Raw genomic sequence first — 12,711 nt, 5'->3', positions numbered from 1 at the left:
GCGCGGTGGCATCTGAGTCCGAATGTGCGGGCTTGACGCCCTGGTGTGCTGTATATTTGCCTGACTTCTGGCACCAGCAAAGCGGCGCGGGAGTAAAAGTCACTGCGACGAAGGAAAGTCGGCTGCCATGAGTTATCCCCCAGGGCCGTACGAAGGCTCGCCGGAATGGCAGGGTCAGCAGCCGGAATGGCAGGGTCAGCCGCCCGGTGGGCAGGGGCAGCCGCCGGGTTGGCAGGGCCAGCAACCGGGTTGGCCGGGCCAGCAGCCGGGTTGGCAGGCGCCGCAACCGGGCTGGCCCGGCCAGCAGGAGCCGGACAACTACCTCGTCTGGGCCATCCTGTGCACCGTGCTGTGCTGTCTGCCGTTCGGAATCGTGTCGATCGTCTACTCCACCAAGGTGTCCGGACTCTGGTCCCAGGGGCGGTACGCCGAGGCGCAGGCCGCCGCCGACAACGCCAAGAAATGGGCCATCATCGGCGCCATCGCGGGCGCGGTGTTCGCGGTGATCATGGTCATCCTGTATGTGGCGATCGGCGTGATCGCCGTCTCGAACCTGCCGTCGACCACGACCACGACGTATTCCGGCTTCTGACAACGCTTTAGGCGAGTTCTAGTCGCGGATCGCGTCGACCAGACCCCAGGCCAGCGCCGTTTCGGCGTCGATGGTGCGCCCGGACAGCACGAGATAGGCGGTGCGCCACCGGCCGATTCGGCGGGTGACGCTGAGCGTCCCGCCGGCGCCGGGGATCAGCCCCAGCTCGAGTTCGGGAAGGCCGAACACCGAATCCTCCCGCGCGGCCACCCATCCGCAGAACGCCGCCATCTCCAGCCCGCTGCCCAGCACGCGGCCGTGCACCTCGGCCCGGCAGGCGTCACCGAGCCGGGCGGTCAGCGCGTCGAGCGCCAGCGCGGGGCTGTGCCGGGTGCGGGCCAGGTGCGCGCTCGCGGGGTCGGCGAAGGTGCCGAACTCGGCGAGGTCGCCCCCGCTGCAGAACGACGGCCCGTTGCCGCGCAACACGATCCCGGACACGGACGGGTCCAGTAGCGCGACGGTCAGCGCCTCCAGGAGCGCGGCGCGGGCGTCGGTGGAAAACGCGTTGTGGCGCTGCGGCCGGTTGAACGCGATGCACACGGTGTCGCCGTCGCGGTGGGCCAGCACCGGGTCGGCGATGTCGGGCATCTCGGCCGGACCGCGTTCGCCCAGCCAGCGCGCGAATTCGGGTCCGGCCTGCAGGGTCGAGTACGCCAGCGATTCGATCACCACCCCAGCCAGCGCCGGGCCGCCCGGGTCCACCCCGCGCAGCACATCGTCACAGACGCTGCTGGCGTGCGGCCAACGACGACACCGCGCGGTCAGCCTCGCGAGCGCGTCGGGAACCGACTCGACCGTGATCGCCCGCCGATCGTGACAGCGGTCCTCGGTGACGGTGAAAGTCGCTGCCTCCAGCCAGGATTCACAGCGCTCGAGGTCGGGAGCGGCGCCGTGCGCCAGGATCACCCCCGGCGGGGACGCGGGACCGGCATCCGGCGGGCTCGCCAGGTCCACCACCTGGAGCATGGGTCACACCGAGTATTTCTCGATCAGCCCGTTCTTGTAGAGCTTGCCGGTGTCGGTGCGCGGCAATTGCGTCTCGAACGCGATCGATTTCGGACATTTGTAGTGCGCCAGTCGGTCTCGCAGCCAGGCCAGCAGCTCGTCGCCGAATTCGTCGGTGGCGTCACCCGGGTCGACGGTCTGCACGGCGGCGAGCACGCGTTGCCCCATCTCGTCGTCGGGAACCCCGAACACCGCCGCGTCCAACACCTTCGGGTGGGTGACCAAGAGGTTTTCGGCCTCCTGCGGGTAGATGTTCACCCCGCCCGAGATGATCATGTGGTGGCGCCGGTCGGTCAGGTACAGGTAGCCCTCCTCGTCGAGGTAGCCGATGTCGCCGACGGTGGCCCAGCCGTGCTTGCTGCGGGAGGCCGCGGTTTTCGTGGGGTCGTTGAGGTATTCGAACGAATATCCGCCCTCGAAGTAGATCTCTCCGGCCTGCCCGGGCGGCAGCTCGTTGCCGTTCTCGTCGAGGATGTGCAGGGCGCCCCCCATCGGTTTGCCGACCGAGCCGGGGTGCGCCAGCCACTCTTCGGCGGTGATCAGCGTCGACCCGTGCGCCTCGGAGGAGGCGTAGTACTCGTCGATGATCGGCCCCCACCAGTCCATCATCTGCTTCTTGATCTCCACCGGGCAGGGCGCCGCCGCGTGCATGACCCGCTGCAGGCTGGACAGGTCGTACGAATTACGCACCGCCTCAGGCAGTTTCAGCATGCGGGTGAACATCGCCGGGACGAACTGGCCGTGCGTGACGCGGTGACGCTGGATGGCGTCGAGGCAGCCCTCGGCATCGAATTTCTCCAGCACCACCGTCGTGACCCCGCCGGCCTGCGCGCTCATCGACCACACCGAGGGCGCCGTGTGATACAGCGGCGCCGGGCTCAGGTAGATCGAGTCCGGGTTCATCCAGAAGCTCACCAGCGCCGACATCATGCCGGGCGCCTCGGACGGCGGAACGTGCGGCAGTTCGCGTTTGATGCCCTTGGGCCGGCCGGTGGTGCCCGACGAATACTGCAGCAGGTCACCCTCGAGTTCGTCGTCGATCGGGGTGTCGGGCTCGCCCGCAACGCATTCGGGGTAGCGCTGCCAGCCCTGGAGTTCGTCGTCGGCGATCAACAGCAGCCCGGGCAGGCCGCCGGGCAGGTGCTCGGCCAGGTTCTCGCACGTCTTGCGCAGCGCCGCCGACCCGATGATCGCCTTGGCGGCGCTGTTGTCGATGATGTAGGCGGCCTCGGCCGCTGTCAGGTGCGTGTTGATCGGCACGTAGTACAGGCCGCTGCGCCGCGCCGCCCACATCACCGCGTGGATGTGTTCGTTGTTCTCCATCAGGATCGCGACGGCGTCGCCCTCGACGAGGCCGGCCCGCCGAAAGTAATGGGCCAGCCGGTTGGCCCGCGCCTCGAGCTCGTCGAAGGTGATGACCGTGCCGGAGGGGTGAAGGATGACGGCAGGCTTGCCGGCGCCGAGGTACTCGCGAATCTGCATGGGCAGACTGTACCGCCGAAAAACTTGACGGGTGTCAAGTGGTCGGGCGCCGGGGCCGCGGGCCCCGGATCGGTACTCGTGCAGCGCCGATCGGGTTGAGGTACCGTCCCTTGCACGACGCGGTTTCGGAGCGGCCGGTCGGTCTTGGTACGGAGGTGCCCATGGAGGCGGCTGAGCGCCTGTCCGCCCCCGCCGCGTGCTGCTCGCCGACCGGCCGACTCGGCGTTTACGACTATGTCGACGGCATGGAGCGCCTGCTGCAGGCGGTCCAGGAATTGTCGCTGGCGCGCAGCCTGCCGGAAATTCAGCGCATCGTCCGGACCTCGGCGCGTGAGCTCACCGGCTGCGACGGCGCCACTTTCGTCCTGCGCGACGACGACGCCTGCTACTACGCCGACGAGGATGCCATCGCACCGCTGTGGAAGGGCAGCCGCTTCCCGATCGAGATCTGCGTCAGCGGGTGGGCGATGCGCAACCGCGAGGCCGCGATCATCCCGGACATCTACCGGGATTCCCGTATCCCGCAAGGCCTTTACCGCGCGACCTTCGTCAAGAGCCTGGTGATGGTCCCGATCCGCAAGCTCGACCCGATCGGGGCGATCGGCAACTACTGGGCGCACCGGCATCCGCCGTCCGAGCAGGAGGTGCGCCTGCTGCAGGCCCTCGCCGATTCGACGTCGATCGCCATGGAGAACGTCGCGGTCTACTCCGAACTGGAACAGCGGGTGCGCGACCGCACCGCCGAGCTGGAAAGGGCCAACGAGGAGATCAGCCGGCTGTCGGTCACCGACGAGCTGACCGGGCTCAGCAATCGCCGCGGCTTCTACCTGCTGGCCGAGCAGAAGCTTCGCGGGGCGCACCACCTCGGGCACAACTGCGTGCTCGCCTTCCTCGACGTCGACGGGCTCAAGCGGGTCAACGACGAACAGGGACACGACGTCGGCGACGCGCTGATCAAGGACGTCGCCGAGGTGCTGCGCCAGGTGCGGCGCGAGTCCGACATTGTCGCCCGCCTCGGCGGCGACGAATTCTGCGTCATGATCACCGAACGCGACGCCGGCACGGCGGAGGTCAAGGAACGGCTCGCCGAGGCGTTCCACACTTTCAACGAGACCAGCGACCGCACCTACCGGCTGTCCGCCAGCATCGGCCTGGTGCAGGCGCCCGTCGCCGAGCACGCGACCCTGGACGAATTGCTGGCCCGGGCAGACGAATTGATGTACGCGGAGAAGAGGACCAGCCCCACCCGGCGCGCGGGTGGGGACCGCAGGCGCTAGCTAGCCGGCGTCGGCCAGCCGCTGCTTGAGCGCCTCGAACTCGTCCTTGACGCCGGTGGGCAGCTTCTCGCCGACGAACTCGAACCACTCCTCGATCAGGGGCAGCTCTTCGCGCCACTCGGCGGCGTTGACCGCGAGCGCCTTCGTGACGTCTTCGGCCTCGACGTCCAGGCCGTCGAGATCCAGGTCGGCCGCGGTCGGCACGATGCCGATCGGTGTGTCCTGACCGCCGGCCCGGTGCTCGATGCGGTCGACGATCCACTTCAGCACGCGGCTGTTCTCGCCGAAGCCCGGCCAGAGGAACTCGCCCTGTTCGCCGCGGCGGAACCAGTTGACGAAGAACACCTTCGGCAGCTTGGACTCGTCGGAGTTCTTGCCCAGGTCGAGCCAGTGCTGGAAGTAGTCACCGACGTGGTAGCCCAGGAACGGCAGCATGGCCATCGGGTCGCGGCGCACCGTGCCGACCTTGCCCTCGGCGGCGGCGGTCTGCTCGCTGCCCATGGTGGCGCCCATGAACACGCCGTGCTGCCAGTCGCGGGCCTGCGTCACCAGCGGCACCGTGGTCTTGCGGCGGGCGCCGAACAGTATCCCCGAGATCGGCACGCCCTGCGGGTCGTCCCACTCCGGCGCCAGGATGGGGCACTGCGACATCGGGGTGCAGTACCGCGAGTTCGGGTGGGCGGCTTTGGTTTCCGTCTCGCGGATGTACCAGTCCTGGCCCTTCCAGTCGATCAGGTGGTCCGGCTCGCCCTCCAGGCCTTCCCACCACACCTCGTCGTCGTCGGTCAGTGCGACGTTGGTGAACACGGTGTTGCCCGCCGCGATGGTGCGCATCGCGTTGGGGTTGGACTTCCAGTTGGTGCCCGGCGCCACCCCGAAGAAGCCGAACTCCGGGTTGACCGCGTACAGCCGGCCGTCCTTGCCGAACCGCATCCAGGCGATGTCATCGCCCAGGGTCTCGGCGCGCCAGCCCGGGATGGTCGGCTGCAGCATCGCGAGGTTGGTCTTGCCGCAGGCCGACGGGAACGCGGCGGCGAAGTAGTACGCCTTGTTCTCCGGGGAAATCAGCTTGAGGATCAGCATGTGCTCGGCCAGCCAGCCCTCGTCGTGGGCCATCGCCGAGGCGATGCGCAGCGAATAGCACTTCTTGCCCAGCAGGGCGTTCCCGCCGTAGCCGGAGCCGTAGCTCCAGATTTCGCGGGTCTCCGGGAAGTGGGTGATGTACTTGGTGTCGTTGCACGGCCACGGCACGTCCTTCTGGCCGGGCTCGAGCGGGGCGCCCACCGAGTGCAGCGCCTTGACGAAGAACCCGTCGTCGCCGATCTTCTCCAGGGCGGCCTTGCCCATCCGGGTCATCGTGCGCATGGAGACGACGACGTACTCCGAGTCGGTGATCTCGACGCCCAGCTTGGGGTCGTCGGCGCCGAGCGGGCCCATGCAGAACGGGACCACGTACATGGTGCGGCCGCGCATGCAGCCGCGGTACAGGTCGGTCATCAGCGCCCGCATCTCGCCCGGGTCCATCCAGTTGTTGGTGGGGCCGGCGTCGATCTCGCGCTCGGAGCAGATGAAGGTCCGCGACTCGACACGCGCAACGTCCGACGGGTCCGACAACGCCAGGTAGGAATTGGGGTGCTTCTTCTCGTTCAGCTTCGTGAACGTGCCGGCCTCGACCAGCTCGCCGGCCAGCCGGTCGAACTCTTCGGCGGAGCCGTCGGTGAACACCACGCGCTCAGGCTGAGTGAGCTCGGCGACCTCCCGTACCCACGACAGCAGCCCCTGATGGTTGGTGGGCGCGGTGTCCAAACCGGGAATGGTCGCTGAGGTCATCGAAATCTCCTGAATCCTTCTGCGTACTCGTACATCTCTTCAATTGCGTATGTGCTCGACCACACAGCTGCTTGAATGGTGGCGTTAACTACAGGTTATCGTGAGCACCTTGTCGGGGAAGCCTCGGGCAGGTATAAGCCTTCTCACAGCAACGATTCAGAAGCTTCCCCGGCATCCGCATCACCGCTGAAAGAAGCGGGTTTTTCGGTTGCCTCGTCCGCCGCGGCTTTTTCCACGTCCGAAACGGAATCGTCGGACGTAGATATACCCGCTTCACCGAGTTCCGCACGCACCGCCTCGAGGGCCGCCAGCACCGTCGGCAGCTCGCGGTCCCGGGCGGCGGCGTCCCGCGACGCGGCCGTGGCGTGCGCGCGCAGCTCGCGGTCGATGGCGTCGACCTGGTCGCTCACCTGGGCGTTTTCGACCTCGTCCTGGGCCAACACGGCCTTGCTGAGCACCGACTCGGCGACCAGGACGCGGGTGGCGACCAGCTCCTCGGCCACCGACCGCAGCGAGGAGGTGACGTCCCCCGCCCAGCGGTCGAGCAGCGCCCGGTCCCGCAGCAGGCTGCGGATGTGGATGACCAGCAGGGTGACCGCCAGGCCGATCGCCACGCATGTGACCGCCGCGGCCACCGACAGGGCGGGGCTGAGCCGAGCGGCCAGCCCGCCCATCAGCCGGCTCAGGGTCAGCGCCACGCCCAGGCCGAACCCGGCGCCCAGCAGCAACATCAGCCAGGTCTCGTGCCGCCGCGCTTTCAGCGGGGGCGGCGGGACGTCGACCGTCGGCAGCTGCTCGAGGGGCGGCAGGGCCGTCGCGACGCCCACCACCTGCGCGACGTCCGCGAGATGGGTGGCGGTGCCCTCGTTCACCTCGGCCACCACCTCGTCCAGCCGGCCGCGGGTGTGGGCCTCGAAGCCGGCCATGCTGCGCCGGGACAGACCGGCGGCGTCTTCCTGCAGCTCGCTGCGCACCGACGAACACCGGTTGCGCGCGAAGTGCGACAGCTGAACGCGCGCCTGCTGGATCTGACCGCGCAGCGTGACGGTGCGCTCGGTCCTCGCCTCGCGCCGCTGCCGCAGCGCGGTGCTGCGCTCGTCGCGCAACGCTTCCACCCGCGCCCGGCGCCCCGCGCCGTCGGCCTGGCGGTCGAACCGTTCCGCGACGGTGGCCAGCCGAGACTCCCAGGCCCGCAGCCTGTTTCGGCGATCGAGCTCCGGGTCTGCCAGCCGCGCCGAGACGGCCTCCGCCAGGTCGTCGACGATCGGCTCGCCCAGGTCGGGTTGCGCGGCCGCGCCCACCCAAGGCACCCCGGCGTAGCGCGGCGCATGCGCGGCCAGCGTCTCGCGGTCGGCGGCCAGGACGTCGCGCCAGCCCCGATGCACGTCGATCTTCGACACCGCCGCCACCACCGCATCGGTGTGCGCGGCGGCGGCGTCCAGCAGCGCGCAGTCGGACGGCGTGAGGTGCGCCGCCGCGGAAACCACGAACACCACGGCCAGCGGCACGTCGCCGGGCCCCAACTCCGACGACTCGACGAACTTGTGCCCCGGCAGCCGTTCCCGCAGCGCCGCGGCCACCGCGCTCACCCCCGCCAGCCACGGTCCCGTCACCAGCACCACGTCGCGGCGGTGCACGGCGGGAGGGTCCAGCTCCGGCCCGATGCTCGCAACCAGGGCGTCCACTCGGGCAATCGGATCATCGGGCGTGTCGGCGCTCACCGCCAGTCCCCCGGCAGCGACCCGCAGGCCCGCGACCACAGGCGCATCGATCCCCGCGCGATGTCGTCGCCGCAGGCGCGGTGCAGCTCGCTCGAGGTTGTGCGGCTGTAACGCTGCCACCGCACCGCCCGCGGCAGGTGCGCGGACGGGTCGCGGTCCCAGTCGGCGGGCCCCGCCACGCCCGGGTTCAGCCCGGCCGCCTCGGCAAGGTCGACGGCCGCCGCCATCCGTGCGACCACGGTGTCGTCGTGGGACAGGAACGCGCCGATCGTCTCGTCACCGACCGCCAGGGCCTCGAGCTCCGCGGCGGCGTCCAGCACCCGCCGGTAGCGCGCCTCGGCGCCGGCGACCGAGATCTTGGACAGGACGGCGTCGATCCCGCTCGTCCGGCGCAGCAGGGCCCGTAGCTGCGCGGTGGTCCTGCCCTGCCGCGCCGCCGCGACCCCGAGCGCGATGCCGAACAGGTCCAGGCTGTTCAGCAACCGCATCCGCACGCTGGTCGACAGGGGGTTGTCGGCCGCCAAGAACCCGGTGAAAGAGCCGTCGAGGCACTCGGCGGCGCCCGGATGCGCGGCCAGCGTCCGCAGCGCCGACCACAACGAGTCGTCCAGGCCGTCGAGCGCGGCGACCGCGAGCAGGCCGCTCACCGGCAGCATGGGCACACCGATCCGGGCGGTCAGCTCCGCACAGCGGCTGCGCGCCGCCGCGATCGGCCCGTCCCCGCCCGACAGCGACCCGACCAGGTCCGCCTTGTTCAGCACCGCAAGCACCGGGCGCCCGGCGCCGGCGATCGCGTCGGCGTCTTCGGGCTTGGCCACCTCGGCGAGCACCTGGACGACGACGTCGGCAGCACGGCCATCCGCCGTGCTCACCGCGATGCCCGCGGCGGCGCCGGCGCGGGCCAGCGCCCGGGCGACGGTGCCGCGCCCGACGCCGGGGCGGCCACGAACGAGCACGGCCAGCGGCGCGGCCGTCCGCTCCGCGATCGCCGTCACGCGCGGGTCGGGGTGGCCGGCGGCGAATCCCGCCAGTTCGTCGACGAAATCCTGGTGTCCTTGTCCCCTCATCGTCCCCTCATGCTTCACGTTCGGTTCGATGGATCCGACCCGGGGGCCGGTCGGGTCCCACCGAATGGTGGCACTTGCGTCACTTTGATGCGAGCCACCGTCTGACTGTTACCAGCTGAAGGCAACTGTTGGGTATCAATCCGGACCAGGGGCGGCTACATCACACGTTTATGCGCCACCATGGACAAATGCATGCGCAACCCGGGGTGGGAGTATGGCGCGCCGTGCCCCAGGAGGAATCGGACGACCGTCGCGACCAGCGCCTTCTTCCGGCATCGACCTTTCGCTCCCGGCGATCCGCCCTTTCCGACGCCCAGCGGCAGACCTGGGAACGGCTGTGGCCGCAGCTGGGCCTCTCCGTCGGCACCCAGTCCGCGACGGACGAAGGCGGCATGGAGCCGGCACTGGACACCCGCGCATGGTTTGGCCGCGAGGCGCCCCTGGTGCTCGAGATCGGTTGCGGCAGCGGCACCTCGACCGTGGCGATGGCCAAGGCCGAACCCGATATAGATGTGATCGCGGTGGAGATCTACAAGCGCGGGCTGGCGCAACTGCTGTGCGCGATCGACCGCGAAGGGGTCGGCAACATCCGCTTGATCCGCGGCAACGGCGTTGACGTGCTGCAGCGGCTGATCCCGCCGCGCTCGCTGACCGGAGTCCGCGTCTTCTTCCCCGACCCCTGGCCGAAGGCCCGCCACCACAAGCGCCGGTTTTTGCAGCCGGGCACGGTTGGCCTGATCGCCGACCGGTTACTCCCTGGTGGTGTCCTGCATGCGGCGACGGACCACCCCGGCTACGCCGAGCACATCGGTGCCGTCGGCGATGCCGAGCCGCGGCTGCGCCGCGTCGACCCCGCGAGCAGGCTCCCGATCTCGGTGGTGCGGCCGACCACCAAGTACGAGACGAAGGCCCACGAGGCGGGCAGCGCCGTCACCGAATTCATCTGGCTGCGACATGAGTAGGCGATGACCATGAGCCTGGCGGAAGAACAGACCGCGGCAGCAGAACCCCTGGCGGTGTTGTCCGACGACGCGTCGCTGGGCAGCTTCTCACCGCCGGGTGGCCGTGTCTTGCTGGTCTGGGACGCGCCCAACCTCGACATGGGGCTCGGCTCGATCCTGGGCAGACGACCCACCGCCCTGGAGCGCCCGCGGTTCGACGCCCTGGGCCGCTGGCTGCTGGCGCGTACGGCCGAGGTCAGCGCGAGCCGGCCCGGTGTCGTGGTCGAGCCCGAGGCCACCGTGTTCACCAACATCGCGCCGGGCAGCGCCGACGTCGTCCGCCCCTGGGTGGACGCGCTGCGCAACGTGGGGTTCGCCGTATTCGCCAAGCCGAAGATCGACGAGGACAGCGACGTCGACCGCGACATGCTCGCCCACATCGAGCTGCGGCGCAGCCAGGCGCTGGCGGCGCTGGTGGTGGCGTCGGCCGACGGGCAGGCATTTCGCCTGCCGCTGGAGGAGATAGCCCGCACCGGAGTCGCCGTCCAAGTCATCGGATTTCGCGAACATGCGAGTTGGGCGCTAGCGTCGGATACCTTGGACTTTGTCGACCTGGAAGACATCAGCGGTGTGTTCCGGGAGCCGTTGCCGCGAATCGGCCTAGATTCGCTGCCTGACCAGGGAGCATGGCTGCAGCCGTTCCGGCCGCTGTCCGCTCTGTTGACCGCGCGTGTGTGACACTGGCTTGGAAACCGAGACACCACGCGGGTCGTTGACGATCCAGTAAGGAGCTTGCGTGTTCGCCTGGTGGGGTCGAACTGTGTACCGGTATCGGTACATCGTGATCGGGGTCACGGTAGCTCTGTGCCTGCTGGGTGGCGTCTTCGGGATGAGCCTGGGCAAGCATGTCACACAGAGCGGCTTCTACGACGAGGGCAGCCAATCCGTGAAGGCCTCGGTGCTGGGCGACCAGACCTACGGCCGCGACCGCACCAGCCACATCGTCGCCACTTTCACCGCCCCGGAGGGCAAGACGGTGGACGACCCGGCATGGCGGGACAAGATCGTCGCCCAGCTCAACAAGTTCAAGACCGACCACGCCGACCAGGTGGTGGGCTGGGCCGGCTGGCTGGCCGCGCCGGACAGCACCAATCCCCTGATCAAGGGCATGGTCAGCGAGGATCGCAAGCACACGTTCGTTTCCATCCCGCTCAAGGGCGACGATGACGACACGATCCTCAACAACTACAAGGCGATCGCGCCCGATCTGCAGAAGCTCGACGGCGGGACGGTGGCGCTGGCCGGCCTCGAGCCGATCGCCAACGCCCTGACCGGCACCATCGCCACCGACCAGCGGCGCATGGAGGTGCTGGCACTGCCGTTGGTGACGGTTGTGCTGTTCCTGGTCTTCGGCGGCGCGATCGCCGCCGGCCTGCCCGCCATCGTCGGCGGGCTCAGCATCGCCGGCTCGCTCGGCATCCTCCGCCTCGTCGCCATGTTCGGGCCGGTGCACTTCTTCGCCCAGCCCGTGGTCTCGCTGATCGGCCTCGGTATCGCCATCGACTACGGACTTTTCGTCGTGAGCCGGTTCCGGGAGGAAATCGCCGAGGGCTACGACACCGAGGCGGCCGTGCGCCGAACGGTGATGACCGCCGGGCGCACCGTCACGTTCTCGGCGGTGCTGATCATCGCCTCGAGCGCCAGCCTGCTGGTGCTGCCGCAGGGCTTCGTGCACTCGCTGACCTACGCCATCTTCGCCGCGGTGGGGCTGGCCGCGCTGCTGTCGATCACGTTCCTGCCGGCCTGCCTGGGCATCCTCGGCCGCCACGTGGACGCGCTGGGCGTCCGGACCGCGTTCCGGGTGCCGTTCCTGCGGAACTGGAAGTGGTCGCGCGCCTACCTCAACTGGCTCGCCGACCGGCTGCAGAAGACCAAGACCCGCGAAGAGGTCGAGGCCGGCTTCTGGGGCAAGCTGGTCAACTGGGTGATGAAGCGGCCGCTCGCGTTCGCCATCCCGATCGCCGTCGGCATGATCCTGCTCGTCATCCCCCTGGGCAACCTGTCGTTCGGTGGCATGAGCGAAAAGTATTTGCCGCCGAACAATTCGGTGCGCCAGGCCCAGGAGCACTTCGACAAGCTCTTCCCCGGATACCGCACCGAGCAACTCACGGTCGTCATTCAGAGCACCAACAACAGCAAGGTCACCGACCAACAGGTCGCCGACATCCGCAACCGGATCTCCTCGATCGGTGGCTTCACCGACAAGACCTGGGAGGAGCGGCCCTGCCCGACGATCGCGGGCAACCCCTGCGTCGCCGGCCCGAACGGGACGACGGTGCCCAAGGACGGCTCGGTGCGGGTGATCCAGAACGGCCTCGTCAATAAGAACGATGCCGCCAAGAAGATCAGCGAGCTGCGGGCGATAAACCCGCCGAAGGGCCTCAACCTCTATGTCGGCGGCACCCCCGCGCTGGAGCAGGACAGCATCCACAGCCTGTTCGACAAGGCTCCGCTGATGCTGGTCCTGTTGCTCACCGCGACCATGCTGTTGATGTTCCTGGCGTTCGGATCGGTGGTGTTGCCGATCAAGGCCGCGGTGATGAGCGCGCTGACGCTCGGGTCCACGATGGGCATCCTGACGTGGATCTTCGTCGACGGGCACCTGTCGCATTGGCTGAATTTCACCCCGACCCCGCTGATGGTGGTGCTGATCGCGCTGGTCGTCGCGGTGCCGATGCGGATGGCCTCGGCGGTCGACATGCCACGTTCGCGCGCCTCGACCATGCGGGACACCAG

The 12,711-nt window shown here is 69.1% G+C and carries 10 protein-coding genes; 5 read left to right on the top strand and 5 right to left on the bottom strand.

Going from position 1 to position 12,711, the window contains the following annotated elements; all coding sequences use genetic code 11:
• The first annotated feature begins 127 nt into the window (after positions 1-127).
• The gene (locus A9X03_RS27700) at positions 128-592 is read left to right on the top strand and encodes a CD225/dispanin family protein (protein ID WP_067756791.1); all 465 of its coding nucleotides are present in this window, start codon (positions 128-130) and stop codon (positions 590-592) included.
• A gap of 18 nt (positions 593-610) precedes the next feature.
• On the opposite strand, the gene A9X03_RS27695 is transcribed toward A9X03_RS27700, so the two are convergent.
• Together A9X03_RS27695 and fadD4 are read right to left on the bottom strand one after the other, a co-directional pair.
• The gene (locus tag A9X03_RS27695) at positions 611-1,558 is read right to left on the bottom strand and encodes an enoyl-CoA hydratase/isomerase family protein (protein ID WP_068263969.1); all 948 of its coding nucleotides are present in this window, start codon (positions 1,556-1,558) and stop codon (positions 611-613) included.
• 3 nt (positions 1,559-1,561) lie between these two features.
• Entirely contained in the window at positions 1,562-3,079 is a 1,518-nt protein-coding gene (gene fadD4 / locus A9X03_RS27690) for a fatty-acid--CoA ligase FadD4 (RefSeq protein ID WP_068263967.1), read from the bottom strand.
• 161 nt (positions 3,080-3,240) lie between these two features.
• On the opposite strand from fadD4, the gene A9X03_RS27685 reads away from it, so the two are divergent.
• Positions 3,241-4,356 carry a sensor domain-containing diguanylate cyclase gene (locus tag A9X03_RS27685; RefSeq protein WP_082950470.1) on the top strand — a complete coding sequence of 372 codons (1,116 nt, stop codon included), beginning with the start codon at positions 3,241-3,243 and terminating at the stop codon, positions 4,354-4,356.
• Here A9X03_RS27685 and A9X03_RS27680 read toward each other — a convergent pair whose 3' ends face one another.
• The 3 genes from A9X03_RS27680 to A9X03_RS27670 form a co-directional block, all read right to left on the bottom strand.
• Positions 4,357-6,186 (bottom strand): phosphoenolpyruvate carboxykinase (GTP), encoded by a 1,830-nt coding sequence (locus tag A9X03_RS27680; protein ID WP_067756800.1) that lies wholly within the window; start codon positions 6,184-6,186, stop codon positions 4,357-4,359.
• 143 nt (positions 6,187-6,329) lie between these two features.
• Positions 6,330-7,907 (bottom strand): hypothetical protein, encoded by a 1,578-nt coding sequence (locus A9X03_RS27675; RefSeq protein WP_197505012.1) that lies wholly within the window; start codon positions 7,905-7,907, stop codon positions 6,330-6,332.
• Complete coding sequence (locus tag A9X03_RS27670; RefSeq protein ID WP_067756807.1) at positions 7,904-8,974, bottom strand: hypothetical protein; 1,071 nt, start codon at positions 8,972-8,974, stop codon at positions 7,904-7,906. The genes A9X03_RS27675 and A9X03_RS27670 overlap by 4 nt, the downstream gene beginning before the upstream one ends.
• Before the next feature lie 170 nt (positions 8,975-9,144).
• On the opposite strand from A9X03_RS27670, the gene trmB reads away from it, so the two are divergent.
• The 3 genes from trmB to A9X03_RS27655 all read left to right on the top strand — a co-directional run.
• Positions 9,145-9,936, top strand: a complete 792-nt coding sequence (gene trmB / locus A9X03_RS27665; protein ID WP_197499087.1) for a tRNA (guanosine(46)-N7)-methyltransferase TrmB — start codon at positions 9,145-9,147, stop codon at positions 9,934-9,936.
• 9 nt (positions 9,937-9,945) lie between these two features.
• Positions 9,946-10,653, top strand: coding sequence for an NYN domain-containing protein (locus tag A9X03_RS27660; protein ID WP_068263974.1), 708 nt, complete (start codon positions 9,946-9,948; stop codon positions 10,651-10,653).
• A 58-nt stretch (positions 10,654-10,711) separates the two neighbouring features.
• Positions 10,712-12,711 (top strand): MMPL family transporter (locus tag A9X03_RS27655; protein ID WP_068263971.1); only part of this gene is annotated, 2,000 nt, incomplete at its 3' end.

It is taken from the genome of Mycobacterium sp. E1715 (assembly GCF_001667625.1).
In the GTDB taxonomy this organism is placed as follows: domain Bacteria; phylum Actinomycetota; class Actinomycetes; order Mycobacteriales; family Mycobacteriaceae; genus Mycobacterium.
This window is presented reverse-complemented; position numbering and strand designations above follow the sequence as displayed.

Excerpts from the sequence above, each read along its gene's own strand:
- A9X03_RS27700 (WP_067756791.1), top strand. The coding sequence starts at position 128 with ATGAGTTATCCCCCAGGGCCGTACGAAGGCTCGCCGGAATGGCAGGGT.
- A9X03_RS27695 (WP_068263969.1), bottom strand. The coding sequence starts at position 1,558 with ATGCTCCAGGTGGTGGACCTGGCGAGCCCGCCGGATGCCGGTCCCGCG.
- fadD4 (WP_068263967.1), bottom strand. The coding sequence starts at position 3,079 with ATGCAGATTCGCGAGTACCTCGGCGCCGGCAAGCCTGCCGTCATCCTT.
- A9X03_RS27685 (WP_082950470.1), top strand. The coding sequence starts at position 3,241 with ATGGAGGCGGCTGAGCGCCTGTCCGCCCCCGCCGCGTGCTGCTCGCCG.
- A9X03_RS27680 (WP_067756800.1), bottom strand. The coding sequence starts at position 6,186 with ATGACCTCAGCGACCATTCCCGGTTTGGACACCGCGCCCACCAACCAT.
- A9X03_RS27670 (WP_067756807.1), bottom strand. The coding sequence starts at position 8,974 with ATGAGGGGACAAGGACACCAGGATTTCGTCGACGAACTGGCGGGATTC.
- trmB (WP_197499087.1), top strand. The coding sequence starts at position 9,145 with ATGCGCCACCATGGACAAATGCATGCGCAACCCGGGGTGGGAGTATGG.
- A9X03_RS27660 (WP_068263974.1), top strand. The coding sequence starts at position 9,946 with ATGAGCCTGGCGGAAGAACAGACCGCGGCAGCAGAACCCCTGGCGGTG.